At 32.1% G+C, this 16,908-nt stretch carries 11 protein-coding genes; 6 read left to right on the top strand and 5 right to left on the bottom strand.

Going from position 1 to position 16,908, the window contains the following annotated elements; translation table 11 throughout:
• Positions 1-82 precede the first annotated feature (82 nt).
• From F1Z66_RS08065 to F1Z66_RS15425, 3 genes are all read left to right on the top strand, one after another.
• A complete protein-coding gene (locus tag F1Z66_RS08065) occupies positions 83-1,141 on the top strand; it encodes an EamA family transporter (protein WP_149863100.1) in 1,059 nt (352 codons plus the stop codon).
• A gap of 650 nt (positions 1,142-1,791) precedes the next feature.
• A complete protein-coding gene (locus tag F1Z66_RS08060) occupies positions 1,792-1,977 on the top strand; it encodes a hypothetical protein (protein WP_149863099.1) in 186 nt (61 codons plus the stop codon).
• 46 nt (positions 1,978-2,023) lie between these two features.
• On the top strand, positions 2,024-2,191 hold the full coding sequence (locus F1Z66_RS15425; RefSeq protein ID WP_154670519.1) for a hypothetical protein: 168 nt from the start codon (positions 2,024-2,026) through the stop codon (positions 2,189-2,191).
• Between the two features lie 1,571 nt (positions 2,192-3,762).
• Here F1Z66_RS15425 and F1Z66_RS08055 read toward each other — a convergent pair.
• Positions 3,763-4,362: a hypothetical protein gene (locus F1Z66_RS08055; protein WP_149863098.1), complete on the bottom strand. Its 600-nt coding sequence runs from the start codon at positions 4,360-4,362 to the stop codon at positions 3,763-3,765.
• 542 nt (positions 4,363-4,904) lie between these two features.
• Here F1Z66_RS08055 and F1Z66_RS08050 point away from each other — a divergent pair.
• The gene (locus F1Z66_RS08050; protein WP_149863097.1) at positions 4,905-7,295 is read left to right on the top strand and encodes a sialidase family protein; all 2,391 of its coding nucleotides are present in this window, start codon (positions 4,905-4,907) and stop codon (positions 7,293-7,295) included.
• Positions 7,288-7,416: a hypothetical protein gene (locus tag F1Z66_RS16245; protein WP_255437900.1), complete on the top strand. Its 129-nt coding sequence runs from the start codon at positions 7,288-7,290 to the stop codon at positions 7,414-7,416. Before F1Z66_RS08050 ends, F1Z66_RS16245 begins: the two co-directional genes overlap by 8 nt.
• Positions 7,417-9,494: 2,078 nt before the next feature.
• Here F1Z66_RS16245 and F1Z66_RS08040 read toward each other — a convergent pair.
• The gene (locus F1Z66_RS08040; protein ID WP_195907507.1) at positions 9,495-10,460 is read right to left on the bottom strand and encodes a cache domain-containing protein; all 966 of its coding nucleotides are present in this window, start codon (positions 10,458-10,460) and stop codon (positions 9,495-9,497) included.
• A gap of 1,856 nt (positions 10,461-12,316) precedes the next feature.
• On the opposite strand from F1Z66_RS08040, the gene F1Z66_RS08035 reads away from it, so the two are divergent.
• Positions 12,317-13,378 carry an NAD(P)-dependent alcohol dehydrogenase gene (locus F1Z66_RS08035; RefSeq protein ID WP_149863094.1) on the top strand — a complete coding sequence of 354 codons (1,062 nt, stop codon included), beginning with the start codon at positions 12,317-12,319 and terminating at the stop codon, positions 13,376-13,378.
• A gap of 1,029 nt (positions 13,379-14,407) precedes the next feature.
• On the opposite strand, the gene F1Z66_RS08030 is transcribed toward F1Z66_RS08035, so the two are convergent.
• The 3 genes from F1Z66_RS08030 to F1Z66_RS08020 all read right to left on the bottom strand — a co-directional run bounded on the left by F1Z66_RS08030 (position 14,408) and on the right by F1Z66_RS08020 (position 16,825).
• Positions 14,408-14,623 (bottom strand): dodecin family protein, encoded by a 216-nt coding sequence (locus F1Z66_RS08030; RefSeq protein WP_149863093.1) that lies wholly within the window; start codon positions 14,621-14,623, stop codon positions 14,408-14,410.
• A 796-nt stretch (positions 14,624-15,419) separates the two neighbouring features.
• Entirely contained in the window at positions 15,420-16,421 is a 1,002-nt protein-coding gene (locus F1Z66_RS08025) for a cache domain-containing protein (RefSeq protein WP_149863092.1), read from the bottom strand.
• A gap of 224 nt (positions 16,422-16,645) precedes the next feature.
• Positions 16,646-16,825, bottom strand: coding sequence for a hypothetical protein (locus F1Z66_RS08020; protein WP_149863091.1), 180 nt, complete (start codon positions 16,823-16,825; stop codon positions 16,646-16,648).
• Positions 16,826-16,908 lie beyond the last annotated feature (83 nt).

Below are 16,908 nucleotides of genomic sequence, written 5' to 3'. Positions count from 1 at the left end.
AATATGATTCTGCTATGACTCAATATTTTTACGAAAATGAAATGCCTAATATATAAGACAAATACTATAAAGGAATGTTCTTTTGTTATTTTATAAATCATGGATTGTTTTTGTGTATGCTCTTGCACTCTCTTTAGAATCAGTCATTATCGAGTATCTCACAATATATTTTGCTAGAATATCTCCTATTGTACTTTCGTCAACAAGTATAACACTTTCTGGATTAATGCTGATAGTAGTAGCTTGTATTGTTACTAAAACCTATAAAGATATTGTTAAATTATTTACTAAAAGTTGGAAACCACTTCTAATGGCATCCCTATCGCTATCGTTAGGGATATTTATGTGGTATGACGCAATAAATCGTATAGGGGCATCAAAAGAGGCCCTCATAGCTGGGCCGATTGAAATTATCCTGATAGTCATTTTAGCAAGACTATTTTTAAAAGAACGATTAAATAAATTCCATATTATTGGTATATGTATAGGATCACTAGGGTTCTTCCTATCTCTGGCAAGTGATTTCTCTTTTGATGATATTTACAATGTAAATTTATCTAATCCAATTGGGGAGGTTAATACCAATTCGCCTTTTCCCCTAATTCTTTCGTTATTTAGCTTTGGCGATTTGGAAGCAATCCTTTCGGCCGTAGGTTTTGCAGCTGGTGTACTATTTCTTGGAAAATTAGTCACAAAATATCCTTCCATTCATGTTGCAGGTGCATCTATGTTTGTTGCCGGCCTCATTCTTGTGTTATGTATGATCTTTCCATTACTATATGATACAATGTTCACAACGACAATGCCATACTCGGAGAAATCATTCTCACAAATCGAATTATTGTCGATACATAGAAATATAATTATCTTGCTTTTATTTTCCTTAATTCCATTCATTGGTTCTTTATCCTATGTAATTGGTCTTCGTAGAATTGGTGCCTCTCTTACAGCAACAATAGGCTCTTCTAATTTCATAATGATATTTGCCATTCAAATACTTTTAAAAGGATTGGGATATCCCAGCCATTTGCCTGAAAATATATTTTTAGCTACCTTTGGATGTATCATGGGATTTCTTGGAATTTTCATTATTCATGCATCGGATCATTTTGCTTCTAAATCAAACAGATATTACCATTAGGCAAATAAATTATCTAATTATAGCATGGCTGGGCCGATTGTATCTTAAAAAATTGCCCTATTCTAACACCTAAAAAAACAAAAAAGGGTTAACCGCAATTAAGATCCCTGCTGTAATAGAGTCTGTTGCGACTATTAAAAAGGTCAAACAATTTATGACAGCCAATGAGAAACTAAATCATAAAATTATTATTGATACACAACCTCAAACCTTGAGTCCATATCATTTGAATTTAACAATAAAAATAACAATACAAAATGGCTTCCTCCAGTTATAGAATTCTTTTTTTTGCATTGCAAGAAATAATAAATAAATTTTTGAAAAATCATATTGCCATTTCTAAAGAGAAATTATTACAGTCACCTACTATGCAATAACATCTTTTCTTATAGAATACTCTAACCATTATGTCACATATTCCTGGCATTGACTATGATTTCATCATGCTTAACAAATTTTTCAGCATATTAGGTGTTCAAATGCCTTTTGAATTAAAATAAAATGTCATTCAGTTGCAAGAAATACTTTGATTGGTTCTATTCACTGAGATAGGGTCAATCTTGATTGGATTACCTAAACTTTGACGATGGCAATCATGGGCTCTGTTAACTTAACGAAAAATCTATAGCTTGAAGATGCCCTATTTCCATATGGTTGTCAAAAGAAACAGAACACCTTCTTCAGAGTTCATTGACTATGGTTTGTATTTGTACTTTCTTGGTTTATCGTTAAGAAACGTTGTCAAAGCATTGTTATTATTACACACAGAGTCAAGAGAATCCATGTTGCAATCTGGAACTAGATTCAGAAATACCGATCTCAAAGACCAAAGTTAAGGAGAAAAAACAAGATTGCAGAATTCATTGTATAGATGAAACCTTGATGAAAGTTGGTTCCAAATACATCTGCTATCTATGGATAGCAATTGAGCCAGAAAGTCATCAAATTCTAGCACAAAATATAACTCAAGAAAGAAACATGTTTGTTGCCGAGAGGTTTCTGTCAGGGGTCGTAAGAGATTATGGAAAGCATGTATCCAGGATCTACTGATGGCGGTGGTACATGATATCCACAAGCATTTGAGTTTTCCAAAATGGATCATCACGTCCGTTCGTCTCTAGAGAAAAGCCTTATTGAAAGTACTATGCAGTCTATCAAGGACAGAACCGAATGTTTCGATGATTACTTTCCTTGTGGAAAGAAGAGTTGTAAACTAAAGCATGTAAGAAACTGGTTGAATCTAATCTATTTGTGGATCATCATAACGCAGAGATGATTAACGCTTTAGTTAACAGAGTCCAATCAGGTATAAAAACCTTTAAATACTATGATTACACATATATAAACATACTGTAACCTGCAGCTAGCATATAGTGAGACCTCGGGTATGAATATGAATATGAATATTTGCTTTAGTTGTTATGAAAAAGAAAACAAAAAAGTTGTGTCACTTGCGACACATTTATTTAATTAATTTTCCTTAATATATCTATACTAACTCAGCTTTATAAATGGTTTAAACAAAGTTGATAGAAAATTTACTTGTTTTAGCTTGGCTAACAGAGTTTGGACCACTTGATTACCTTGTGGATTAGTGAATTAGTGAATTAGTTAACAGACGATACTAGTTCTGACCGACACTTTTGTATATTAATATGCAGTTTTCACTTTGCCAATTGAATAAAAATTCTCATCTAATCCTCCCGTACATAGCCTTTCTACATCGGGTCCTGCATCAAAGATACTTTCTCCATAGGATTAGTGATATTAGGAAGTTAGGTCAATTTGGGGAATTTGAGAAAGTAATCAAGTAATCAAGTAAATAGGTAGAGAAATACCAAGTCCCTGTCTTTTATTGATAAAGGTTGTATTCGAGCCACCATTCTTTGTATTGAGATAAAAAAAGTCATGATTCCAACATGTCCCTATTTTTTTGTAATACTATTCATTTGTTATTCATTTCAGCATTTACTAGAGAAGTAAAGAGACAGAGAATTAGTCCCCTATCAAAATCTTCATGAAAAGTCTAGGAAATACTAAAAATAGTAGATCAATTAGACAAATCTTCTCACCATAATTAAATAAATGCAACTCCGATATGCAAACAGAATCAAAGAATCGAGATGAAATGGTTAGTATATTTGACGAATATATCCATTTGTTTCTTTTTAGATACAACTAAGATAATTCACGGGCTTTAACCTTTTTAGATGAAGAACATACATCCTGGTTCCTGAATTAATATTTATGAAATTTTGGATTGAAGTAAAGAGTCTTAAAACAAGGATATCAGTTGTATTGATAATTTGTATCCTTGATTTAACCTCTCATATTCACTGAATTATTAATTGGATGACGTTATCTAGTATTGTAGTAACAATAATAAACACGCGCTAATGAAGATGACGAGAAAATTTTATTAATCTTGTCTTTTGATCAATGTACCTAATGGAAATGGTTCAATATGAATAGATTTAGAATTATTTTGATGAGAGTTAGAAATTAGTTCAATCCCGATTATTTACATATCAATATCAAATATATGATCACTTAGTTTGTGCGCGCGAGGACTAAGTTCCGCATAATGATATGAAAAAGTTGATAGTAGTGGATTATTTTTTTTAATTAATTGTAAATCCGTTGATACCCCACATAGCAAATATTCCTTGTCCATTTCTACTATCTACATATGATTCATAAATCCCTACCGAACTTTTAAGAAACTCCAAGTTTCCAGTTGCATTGGCATCAAAGAATGCGGAACCCAATCTCTGTGTTATATTATCCACAGTATTTGCGATATCCTCAAAGGCATAACTGGCACTTCCATTTTGAGATACAAACATTGCCCTTCCTGTTATAGAACTCGTGCCATCATCTCTTGGAACCACAATACCGCTACCGCTAGCAGATATTTTCAGATCTTTTAAAGTTCCATTTCCTTTAAATGAAAATATGGGGTTACCAGAGCTGTTTACAAAACTGCTGTTCGCAACATCAGCAGTAGTATCGCCTCCATCACCACTTGAAGACACCGGAACTTTAAAGTTTTCCACATAAATTGGCTTACCGAGCGTCAAGTTGGTATTTTGAATGTCGTTTAAATTCAATGAAATGTTTTTTTCTTGTTGATGTTGCTTCGAATACGCTAGTTCCTGTTCTGATAAGAACAAAAAATGTATAGTCAATATTGTTGCTAAAACCAAAAAAGAGCAAGACATAATTTTCATCAATCAATCTAAAAGGGAAAGATATAAAATATTTATCCGTTGCTGCACCAGGTATCGGAGTATTGATATTCGAACCAAATTTTGACTCATCGTTGCATTAAAACATCCTGACTAGGATACGATTGACTGGATAAACCACATCATCCATTTTTATGTTCTCTATATCCCTTTACTCCAACCCTAGAAAATGATGGAAGGTCATACAAGTAGTAGAATCATAGAAAGTAATATAAAATTAAAACAACTATATTATTGCAAATTACTGACAAAGCATTCTTAAACCTGAAATATTAGAAATTGACAAAAATGTAAAACAAATTTAATATGTCGTATGTTCTGAAGAATGTTTTGAGAAAACATGATTTAGCACAAACTGCGAAGAATTAGCATATATAACCGTTATTTCGTTACCTTAAATAATTAGTTTGAAAATTTCTAATCTCATATTTGTATTTGTTCTGCTGTTAATCTATTATCAAATCTATAATTATGTTGGATCTATTCCTTTTGGATTTTCCACCGAGTCCTCATTGATGTCACTTTTTACCGGAGGCAGGAGTGATAGCAATCAGACGAATCTAAATGAGAATTTTTTGAAGAATATGGATACTGACAATGTGGAAAGTAAAATCCATACTATGGTTAATATAAGTTCAAATAAAGGACATTCAGAACTACCTAAATTCGATGTCGTAGGAAACAACATATCAGTAATTTGGTTAGATGATACATTTGGAGCTAAAGACCTCTTTTATAAGAGAAGTATCGACGGTGGAAAGACTTTTGAAAAACCTATAAACTTGGGAAGGAATTTTACAGGTATTTATGATCATCAGGTTTTATCAGCCGATAATTATGTTTACGTTATTTGGGAACAATCTCCAGACAGCAACGGACAAATATACTTCCAAAGAAGTATCGACGGTGGAAAGACTTTTGAAAAACCTATAAACTTGGGAAACAATACTGGATTATCTGGGACTCCTCAAATAGCAATTTCAAATGAGAACACAAAAGGATTTGTTATTTATTCGCCCAAAGTATATGTAACATGGCATGACGCTTCTAATGGAATAATAATAAGAAAGAGTGATAACGGAGGACAAGATTTTGAAAAACCTATAAAACTAAGCGAAAACAATCCCCTTTCATTTTTTCCAAAGATCACTACCTCCGGAAATAATGTGTACATGGCATGGGTAACCATATATGATAAAGGGACCGAAAAAGAGCGGGTAGAAGTTTCTTTCGCAAAAAGCAACAACGGTGGAAAGACTTTTGAAAAATCTTTCAATTTAACAACTAATTCAAAGATTTCGCTTGATCCACAAATTACCTCCTCTAAGAATAATGTATTTGTTGCCTGGACCAATGGCACTATTGTTTCAGAAGGATTTCCACTGCTCACCGATACAATATTCAGGTATAGCAACAATTCTGGACAAACATTCCAAGAAGCCATTAGTCTGAATAACTATACTGGTTGGTCTATTCAACCAATGATTAAGTCCTCGGGTAACGAAATATTTGCAATATGGACAGAAAAAGACCAAAACAAAAACGCTGATATATATTTTTGTGTTATTAACAGCACTTATTCAAAAGGATGTAGTTACAAGGTAAACTTAAGCAATGATAGTGAAGACTCATTCAATCCAACTTTTGATTCAGTGAATAAAGATATTTTTGTTGCTTGGACTCAGGGAAATATACTTCAAACTCCCTCCATTGTTTTAAAAAAGGTTACACTCAATGGAAGTAATTATTCAGTGTATGACCAAGGACCAGCATTGTACCACGATAACGAAGACTACTTTGATCCTCAAGTCAAGATATCGGACACAGATAATAGATTGTTTATCTTGGTAAATGGCAAATCAACCTCAAATGATGAGGTTTATTTTCTTAATATCGATATACCCACTGTTGATAATAAAAATATAAAGCTCAACATTAAAAATGGAAAAAATTTAAGCAATAATTGGATATTGTATGAGACAACTAATCATAAACAACCAGATACTTTTGATGACGATACCAAAAGTAATGCAAACACTTTGGATATTTTCAAAAATGTTAGTATTGCAATAGTTGAACCAACTTTTACCAATGCTGCTTACAACAATGCTTTTTACATCTTTTACAATCTTTACTTAAATTCTTTATATGGCCAAAATATTACAAATTATTTAAACTTGCTAACAACGAACCTAGAAAAAGATCCACAGCCTGATATTAATGAATATGGTCTTAAAAATCATATTTCGGGGTTGATTCCAAATGCTAATATTTCCTTTCTTTCTGATGCTGATATCCATAATGGATACGTTTTAAAGAACAGTAAGATTAATTTAGATAATTATGACATCTTAATTCTAGGGCATCAAGAATATGTAACACAAGATGAGTATGATCATCTCAAACAATTTGTTGCAAATGGGGGGATACTAATTCTTATGTACAGCAATTCCTTGTATGCAGAGGTATCATATGACGACAATGCGGATAGCATAACCCTAGTTAAAGGACATAATTGGGAATATAATGGTAAGACTGCATGGAAGAGTATTATTCAAGAAAGGTGGATAGCAGACACATCCAACTGGACAGGTAGCAATTATGCTCTGGCTTCGAACGTTATTTTTGGGAATAATCCATTTGGCTATGTAAAACATGAAGAACAGTTTATCACCAATCCCAACGTCCTTATTATACTAGATTATAATGCAACAGTCCCTTATTCACAGCCAGGTCAATTCAATGACTTTAAAATTGCAACGTATGAGCATGATTTTGAGAAGGGAAAGGTAATAGGATTGGGAATATATCCTACTGAAAATTTATTAAACAATAGCAGGTTTCTCACTTTTTTTGATAGCATTTTATTAAAATATGTTATTAACAATCAAACTACGATTGAATAAACCCGAAAGTGCGACTAGCACCTTTGTTTTAGATTTGGAAGGAATAGCAGGTTTGGATAACAACTTCAATGTGAATGTTCAAGAAAATTCCGGAAAGAATGCGAGTGGACAATCAGGCTGAGATATTAACGTAGGAAATAGGTATCCACTGCCTACACACCAAGGACAGTCAACAAACCAAGTAGTAGTGTTGCATCCTGGATATCAATGGCAAAATATACGCATAGGTGACAAGTACCTATAATGGTAAATTTAACCAAGATCATTTTATTTTTAAATACATAAATTTAACAGATAGTCTAAATCAATTATCATCATATAGTTTCTATTATCAAGTATCAATTCGATACCTTGTATTAAAGAATTGACTGATTTTTGTCGTTCAACTCTTGTTTAGAAAGAAATTTGCTGAAACCCTGGCAAAAACCAGCGGTTTCTCAATAGAATTTGTATTGATCAAAAAAAATTAAAAAAATACAGGCGGTGATTTGACTTTTTGTATGGTTAGTTTCCATTATCAAAATTCAGTTCTGTTAAAGCAGTGGTTTCGAATAGGGTAAAGAGGTGGCTTTGCTCTATCGCCATTTCAATTAAGATCTGTGAATTATTTGATAGGTATACTGTTGATTCACTGTCAATGACAAGTTCTATCAATTACTTCTCTATATTTTTCATGCTCGTATTCTTGATATTCTGAATCTGTGATCAGACCAAAATCTTCGTTTAAAAGGGTTTAAAGCTACTATGATTATGGTAAACAATCCAAGTGCTATTGGATTTACCCATTCAAACAAGGACAAATACGGTTGTAAATACTGATTAAGGTATAGTAGTTAAGCGATATTGTATTTTGCGTTTTGGAAATAATGCTTCCAACATCTATCGCATTATACTTTCAGAACCACATCGGGTTTTGGATGTAATATTTATTTACAATACAAAAATCTATAGTATTTATTTAAAAAGAAAATATACACTAAGAGAAGATACAACCAGCTAAAATCATAAAAAGCTAAGAAATTTGTTTATGCTAATAATTGGTTTGCAAACACAATATCTATATATTAGTTTTGGATATTACATGTATGTGTATAAAATGTGAATTATTGGACTTGATACGCAAATATCATTCCATAAAAGAAAATAACCGCTACATATTAGAAGATAAAATTCCAGATCTTTCATGTGAATTCAGCCTAATTACTGATGAATCCCTACCAAAAGATATAGAATCCAGAAATTATCACAGGGACAAGACATTACTTAAAGTATGGTCTTAACATATAATTGAAAGTCCTTGATTCCAATAATTATAATAATTCGGTCTTGTAAAAGTGCCTATTGAAGAAAATGACACAATATTTCGATTACAGCGTTTAAAGCTTTTACTATTAATTTTCATGCTGTAAATTAAAGAATTAGAAGTTAAAGTATGGAAGGGGTTTGGATGACAGATTTATCCCTCATCATAACTATGAAATGAAAACTAGATTAACAGAGTATTAAAATCGAGACCACAAATTTTAAATTAATCCTATTTACAGTTAGTTAAACAGAAGTAATCAAACAGATGGCCAAACTTTCAGTGCCAAAATCATCAGCAAGAGATACAATGGGTTTTTTAATATAGGGGTAAAATATAATCAAATAGTATATTACTTTGATGCCTGAATTTGCGGTGCCATTAATTAATAGAAAAAAATGAAATGAAATACATCTAGTATATCATTATTTTAGACATAATATACACAAATGCACCATTTCCTAGCTCCAATAAAAAAATGGAATGCTAGTCTAACCAATAATTAACCTAATAGTGAAGTAGATTCTTATACTGTCTCTGCAGGAAGAACAACGATAAAAGATAAAGACAAAATGAAAAAAGAGAGAATAAATATAGTAAGTAATATCCTTTAACTGGAAAGGTCTAGTTAGACCGAATATAAATTAATATAATGATATCAATGTAAATTATTTCTTATTATTGCATACTAAATTTATTATACACTGGTATGCGGATTCAGTCACCGGAAATACCAATATAATAAACGGTTAAATAAAAAGACAGTATTGTTATAGGTTTGATGTAAATCATAAATATATCCACAGATTCGATACAGTCAAAAATGGTTTGTGTTTGGTTAATGATCTTATATTTTAATAAATAAAAATAAGGAAGGTAATAGGCCGATAAAAATTTTAATAGTTAGGAGATATGGATAACAGAATCCATTTCGTTTGGGCAATATCAACCGGAGCGAAAGAAATTGTCATACTTCTTCCATTGATATTTTCTACCAGAGATCCTGATTTACCATCCTTGGCATTTTTGTAGCTTTGAAGATCCACAAATTCTGTCTTATTATCATTGCTAGAAGAGAATGATCCTGCTATTTTTGTACCATTAGAGTCTACAATTACCATGGTATCATTACTTAGGGTATTGTTCAGTCCCTCTCTCAGAATAGCTGATTGTAGCAAATTATTAAAATAAGAAAAGTTCAGTGTCAATATTTGTATGCCTACCATTGATTTTTGATTTTCCAGATCCGAATAAATTGGGCTGGCAAGTATTGCAATTCGTTCATCTGTAGTTACAGCCTCTAAAACACCGCTCAGATACGGTTTATTAGTTTCCATTACACCCTTAAAATGGTCACGATGTGCAAAATTAAATACACTGCCATTCGTTTGATAAGGATAATATGGTTCAGCAAGATAACGATCTCCATTTGGTAAAAGTAAGCTTATATCTAGCAGGGCTTTGTTATTGGCTAAAACATCTTTGGCCAAATCTCTCTTTTCTATCTCTTGGTCACTAGGTATACCATGATACCTCATTTTCATCTCATTTGTAAGATCTACCAAAGGAAAATTATCAAAGGAAATGAACCCATTTAGAGGGTTCTCTGCTATAGCCATCAAACTTGCTATGGTATTATTCAATTGCTGATAAACTGGATAAAGTCCTAATTGTTTTAGAATTGTAGAATTTGAAACTTCATTTATTTGGGATTTATTCATAACCTTGTTGCCTAGAAAAATGGTATTTTCTACCTGTGTTATCTGACTTGTGGGCAAGGCGTTTGCGATTGGAACAAAGTGTCCAACCAAAGTAACCAATCCAATTAGCAGAAATACGGAAAAGAATAAAATAATATTCAATTTTACGATCATTGATTAGAAAATATTTTCATAGTAAATAAGGATAATTTGTATTATTGTTTAATGTATGTTTACTCAACTTATTATATAAAAGAACTGCCATGGATGGAAGAGTTGTAATAGTAAGGTTTTCTTGGTCACTAATCTACCTCCTTCAAAACCACGTAATTATCTTCTCCTTCATATCTATCGTCAAGTAAATAAGATTCTGATGCTTATTAGGAAAATATACAGAACCATATTGATATTGTTACCTTTTAAATATCATATAATCTAATTTTGTTTCCTTGACCATTATGCTTCGATTCAAAATAATATATTGGTCAAGCAGGCAACTATTATTGAATCTAGTATGTAACACAATAATAGTTAATTTCCTGTAAGAGATGATAAGATTATCAAATGCTCTATTAGACTAAGTTCCTCAGGTTATGGGTTTAGTGATTTCATACTTGTACCATCAAGATTAACACGCTAACAGCAGATGTGCTCCCGCTGCAAGGAGTGCTGATATATGTAATATTTGGTGAGCCGTTTTTTTTATTTTAAGGTGTTATAAGTTCGGGAAATCTTGTTTGCTATTTATAGGAAGTCTCTCCTGAACTTTTTTTAATATTCGACATCCATGTTGTTAGTCAAAAGTCCAGGTAATTAGAAACCTCTAAAAATGCCATTGTATAACCAGTGACATGAATTTCAATGGCACAATAACATATTTGCTAAACTGTTTAAAGGATTCAGGATGTCCTAAATGTCAACAGAAGGATAGCTTTAAATCATTTATAAAGAATCAAATTACAAATCCGTATTTCTTGAACCAAAACCTAGCTAAGGTAACCGAAGAAGGTGATTGGCATTTTGAATGTGCTAATCCGAATTGCCTTTATAAAATTACTAAATTTGATGAAATATTTAGAGATCAAATATAGAACTTTTTTTTGGAATTTTTGAAGGACCATAATTAAAATTATTGGGGATTATTGCTTTAGCATTATTATGATTAAAAGGATTGAATATATTTACAAATTACACAATGCATTAATTAACAGATAATCAATATCGGCAATGTTTGTTTGGCAGTCAAGAACTGAGATGTTAGCAAGTGTTAGAAGTCCAACTGCGAGAATTGTACCTAATATTTTTGGATATGAAATCATTTTTTCTGCATCAAATATGTTGAAAATCTGGAATAGGTCGGCACCCTCTTTATATATTTAGGATAAAATCAAATCGCAAAATCCCTTAGAAATTTTTAAGAATTAAAAAGTTATATTAATCTTAAATTCTCTTCCAAAGATTAATTTGTTCAAAAAATGGTAATTTTGACCCTATTTATCCAGCAAGAGGTTTGACGACGGCTTACTTTGGATATAATTTAGAATAGCAGTATGAAAAAAGTGCCTGATATCGATCAATAAAAGAAATTCAAGTTGATTTCAAGTGGTTAATTAAAAATTTTCACGTCATTGTCTTAAAAATCCAACTTGGGCAGGAATTTGAGTATCACGGAGTTTTATATATTTTTGAAGATGATAAACTTTTGATATTTGTTTTGGAATATTTTTGAAATTATCACATAGCTACCGGTTTTTGGGCGCATGGATTTTTTGGTCATGCTTGATAACTAAATATGGTTAAAATAAAACCAGGAATTTGGCATTGTATCACTTATTATCAATCATAGTGGAGTTTGGCAATATGTAAAACAAATTTGATCTGCTTTTCATGCAATAGATTGTCAGAATTAAAAGATATCACGAACACATTCTGAACTTTGCACATTTTAAAAGCCAAATTAACAATATCATTTAAATATTATCTTATTTTCGGATAATAAAGGAAGATAAAAAAAGAAAATGACAACTAATGTACTTGGTTATGCTTCACTGTCTGCAAAAGAAGCATTAGTTCCATATAATTTTGTTCGACGCGATCCACGTGCTGATGACGTGGTTATTGAGATTCTTTACTGCGGGATATGTCACACGGATTTACACTACATCCAAAACGACTGGGGAAGGAGCATTTATCCTTTAGTCCCAGGACATGAAATAATCGGCAGAGTTATAGACACAGGTAAAGACGTCCATCGGTTCAAACCTAATGATATTGTTGGTGTTGGTTGTATGGTTGACTCGTGTCAGAAATGTTCTTCTTGCAATCAAGGGCTGGAACAGTATTGTAAGGATAGTCCGACATTCACATACAATTCTATCGATCGACGTGATAAGATGCCAACATTTGGCGGATATTCTGAAAAAATAATAGTCAATGAAAAATTCGTATTACTTATTCCTAAAGACCTAGATCCAAAGGGTGCTGCACCGTTACTATGTGCAGGGATAACCACATGGTCACCACTTCGTCATTGGAAAATAGACAAGGGATCAAATGTTGGAGTTATAGGTTTGGGAGGTCTGGGCCATATGGCTTTGAAACTAGCAAAAGCGCTTGGTGCAAACGTAACACTGTTTACACGATCTCCAGGTAAAGAGCATGATGCTCATGATTTAGGTGCAGACAAAGTAGTGATCTCAACTGATACTAAACAGATGGACGCGATAAATAACGAATTTGATTTAATCATAGATACTGTTCCATATACTCACGAGCTCAATCCCTATATACCATTATTATCGGTAAACGGTACCCTAGTGCTCGTAGGATTTCCAGGCAACCTGGAATCCACGTTAAACACAACTCCACTATTGATGGGGCGAAGGTCAATAGCAGGTTCTGATATCGGTGGTATAGCAGAGACTCAAGAACTCCTCGACTTTTGTGGGAAGCATGGCATAACAGCAGACACAGAAATGATCAAAATAAGGGATATAAACGAAGCCTATAAGCGAATGCTAAAAAGCGACGTGAAATACCGATTTGTAATTGACATGTCATCTCTTAAGGACAAGGTATGAGAAAGGAATGTGAGTGTTTATTCCTTTCCTGATGGAACAAACGTTACTTGTAATTTATTATCTTATTTCTATTTAACATAGTTCAAAAGATACTATTTTATGCAAAAATTCATGCAAATTTGTCTTGACAATATAGAACGAGTATTAAGAAAAAATCTGCAAAAAATCCACTATAAACCAAATACTACTTATTTTTATCATGTTTCATGGTTAAAGCAAAAATATTAACATATCCAAACCCTGCACATTTAGAAGAAAAGCATTAAAAGTTTTACGAAAAGAGGATTGGCTTTTTCTCAAGACTACAGAATTCACTTTTCGACTACATTTACTAATGAACCTGAAATGAAATTTTCAGCCTTAAGTGAAATTGACTATAACAATAACGAAAAAAATGAAATACAAATAAAAGTTAATAATCCATAGACATTGTTTCAACCATGTACAAATACATCATTAATTTATTTTCTCCCGACACTTGATTTAAATATAATAGTATTACTGTAAAGAAAGATTCCAAAAATTTTTCAAAAAAATTAACTGCCATATTGTATCACACATAAATGAAAGTGTTAGTTGCAAATAAATCTAAATTAGACGAGATATTTTTTTGCCATTATTTTTTGAAACAACTTTGAAAATAGATGGCGTATCTTGTTTTAATAAACATTGTAATTATGGCTCAATAACCAAGCATATTTTGACTTATTTCTTAATCCTCATTTGGTATCAAAAGATTGATCATCAAGTCATATTCTATAAATATAGACACTTGTTGGTTTCCTTTGAATAAATATAAAATAACTGTCAGTAGAACTGATGACAAATAACATATACAAAAATTGTATCGGATGCAAGTTATCGTACAATTAGGTTGTAAGTATAATGTCTAAATTTAAATTCAACTTAATACACGGTAAATAAAAATATTTTCTACTAGAAATAGATATCTAGTAACATCTTTCACAATTTGAAAGAAATAATATTAATCACCATTAGGAATGTTTCTTTATTACAATATTTGATATATTATGTATGTTCTACTGCAAACGCTATCTTTACAGTGGAGCGGTATTCTGCTATTTTCCCGTCATCAGGATTCACCGTTGCAGTCTTTTTTATTATTTCTATACCTCTTACTCCTCGAACCGTTTTGATGGCTTCATATATGGCGTTTTGGGCAGCATCCTCCCAACTAGTGGAAGAAGAACCTATGATTTCGACTACTTTTGCTACATGAGTCATTTTTATCAAACCTAGTAGTGCACAATATTATTTAAGGGAAAATAATATTGATTAAATTCCATAGAATCTTTATAATCAATCAGGAGATTTGGTTCCATAAAAAATGGATTTGTCAGCTTTAAAATTCAATATAGCAAGTGATCAAAGTTGATCAGGTTTGATCATCAATACTATCAAGTGGTATCATGGATAGAAAATTATTGTCGATGCCGTCGAAAACAGGGTTTATTATTTTGATATCCCTTAAGTTAGATAGTAATCCTTGCAAATGACAAACATCCTACGATTTAATCTTACTTTTAAAATGATATTTGGATTATTAATCAGGAAGAATCAAAATATTCAAGATAGAGGAGCAAATTATTTATTTTAAGCAAATGCTTGTGAATTAGTAGACATGTTACGAACCTTTAATAAATAACAAGCCATCAAATTACTCATGATTAAGGGCAACCAGAAAGTTTCAGAAGAATTTTTCATTGAGGATCTGTTTAATATACAAAAGGGCAGAATTCATGACTGAGTTCAGAATAGGAATCCGAATGAATGAGAGGAATAAAATACTGACAGCCCAAACCATAACACTGAACAAGAAACTTCTTTTCAAGTCATGGGACTGGATTATTATGTTCCTAATTGTATAAGAGATGCTCTATTCACAATGAACAATTGGTACTATTTAGTGACATTTTATTAAAAGGGAAAACATATAGAAAATAATTAAAATGATGACTCGCGGTGTCAATAAAATCGCTCTGTTTCTCATCCGTTCTTAGTCACTATATAATGCTTTTGATTAATTTGATGGAAGTGTTTCCATTACGAGGACTATCCAAGTATTGTGAAATGCTTCAACCGGTTTATAGGATATAATCGCTCTCGTATTACTATCCCCGTCTTTTAAGGATTCAACAGCTGTACCAGTTTCCCCATTTATTGCATTCTTAAAACTAACTAGTCTGTTAAAGGATTCAAATGTATTTGATTTGGAGGGATCAGAATCAGCTATCTTTTCGCCATTGCCATCTACATACACAACTCTCTTGTTCTCTTTTATGAGATCTAAAGATTGAAGTTGGTGATTTATCATACCAAAATCAATTCCACCCGCCCAAACTCCTGATATAGTAGTATTGTCCTCAAGTGAATATACAGGAGTAGCTAATACAGCTTCTCTGATGCCAGAAGAAGCTGTGGTGATGATTGCATTTCCAAGGTAAGTCTCATTGTTTTGAATAGCTTTTTGAAAATATTCTCTGAATCCATAGTTATTTTCTTTTAATGTTCCCTGTATGGAATGCGGTTCAAGCATGTACATATTACCATTAGGCATCAAATAGAATATTTCAAATAAATTATCAGCTGTACCATTCTTTGAAATAATACTATGAGCTAACTGTCGCATTTCAACATCTTTGTTGGAAGGTATCCCATGATGCGTTTCAAGGGTTTGATTAAGTATGTCAGCAAAAGAGACATTTCTTACCTGTGGGAGCTTGGCTGTTATTTCCAACAAAGTTGCTGAATGATAGACTCGATTCAATAAATCAGTAGCAAAGATATTTGCAAGCAAAGAATTATCGTCAGATACCAGGGTATCAACCTCGGTAGTATTATTACTGTTTAACCCCCTTTGGCCGGTATTGATACTATTGGCGATACCTTGATCAATACTTTGAATAAAAGTCTTGTTCTGAACAGGTATATCAGATTCCAAGCCCTCTTGTCCATTTTCAGGATATTGATATTTAACTGCTTTATCAAAAATGCTAGTTGCACCAACCAAATCTACTTCCATATTAAAGAAATAACTGAGTGAGACTGTTACAAAAAAGGCAATTATTAATAGATATGGATTGCAATTCAATGAATTCTTCGTAATATTCATCTAAATTTTACTATGCCAATTAACCTAAATTACCTTATAAAATTGTAAGTGATTTTTAAATTAAGTATCTCGTAAATTACTATCAAATTTAAAGATGTTTACTGATTTGTAAAAGATGATTATTATAATGAGATTCAGTTCTTTGACTGAGTCAAAGCGAAACAAAAATGAGGTTTAGTAACCACATAAACGGCCAGGTTCACTGATAGTTTGGCAACAAAATCCGTATAATATGCTTCAAAACGCAGTTTCATTCTGAAAATGTAATTATCAGGATTAATTTCCGGATGGTACAAGGGTTCGGTAGTATGCATATCAAACCCATACTAATAATCAATTCAAGAGGTAGAAATACGATGTGCAATATCCCTCACGTCATACTTTTCATTGTAAAATG

It is taken from the genome of Candidatus Nitrosocosmicus agrestis, assembly GCF_008389435.1.
Classification (GTDB): Archaea; Thermoproteota; Nitrososphaeria; order Nitrososphaerales; family Nitrososphaeraceae; genus Nitrosocosmicus; species Nitrosocosmicus agrestis.
Note: the sequence above shows the minus strand (reverse complement) of the source record. Positions and strands in the feature narration are given on the sequence as shown.

Excerpts from the sequence above, each read along its gene's own strand:
- F1Z66_RS08060 (WP_149863099.1), top strand. The coding sequence starts at position 1,792 with ATGGTTGTCAAAAGAAACAGAACACCTTCTTCAGAGTTCATTGACTAT.
- F1Z66_RS15425 (WP_154670519.1), top strand. The coding sequence starts at position 2,024 with ATGAAAGTTGGTTCCAAATACATCTGCTATCTATGGATAGCAATTGAG.
- F1Z66_RS08055 (WP_149863098.1), bottom strand. The coding sequence starts at position 4,362 with ATGTCTTGCTCTTTTTTGGTTTTAGCAACAATATTGACTATACATTTT.
- F1Z66_RS08050 (WP_149863097.1), top strand. The coding sequence starts at position 4,905 with ATGTCACTTTTTACCGGAGGCAGGAGTGATAGCAATCAGACGAATCTA.
- F1Z66_RS08035 (WP_149863094.1), top strand. The coding sequence starts at position 12,317 with ATGACAACTAATGTACTTGGTTATGCTTCACTGTCTGCAAAAGAAGCA.
- F1Z66_RS08030 (WP_149863093.1), bottom strand. The coding sequence starts at position 14,623 with ATGACTCATGTAGCAAAAGTAGTCGAAATCATAGGTTCTTCTTCCACT.
- F1Z66_RS08025 (WP_149863092.1), bottom strand. The coding sequence starts at position 16,421 with ATGGAAGTAGATTTGGTTGGTGCAACTAGCATTTTTGATAAAGCAGTT.
- F1Z66_RS08020 (WP_149863091.1), bottom strand. The coding sequence starts at position 16,825 with ATGCATACTACCGAACCCTTGTACCATCCGGAAATTAATCCTGATAAT.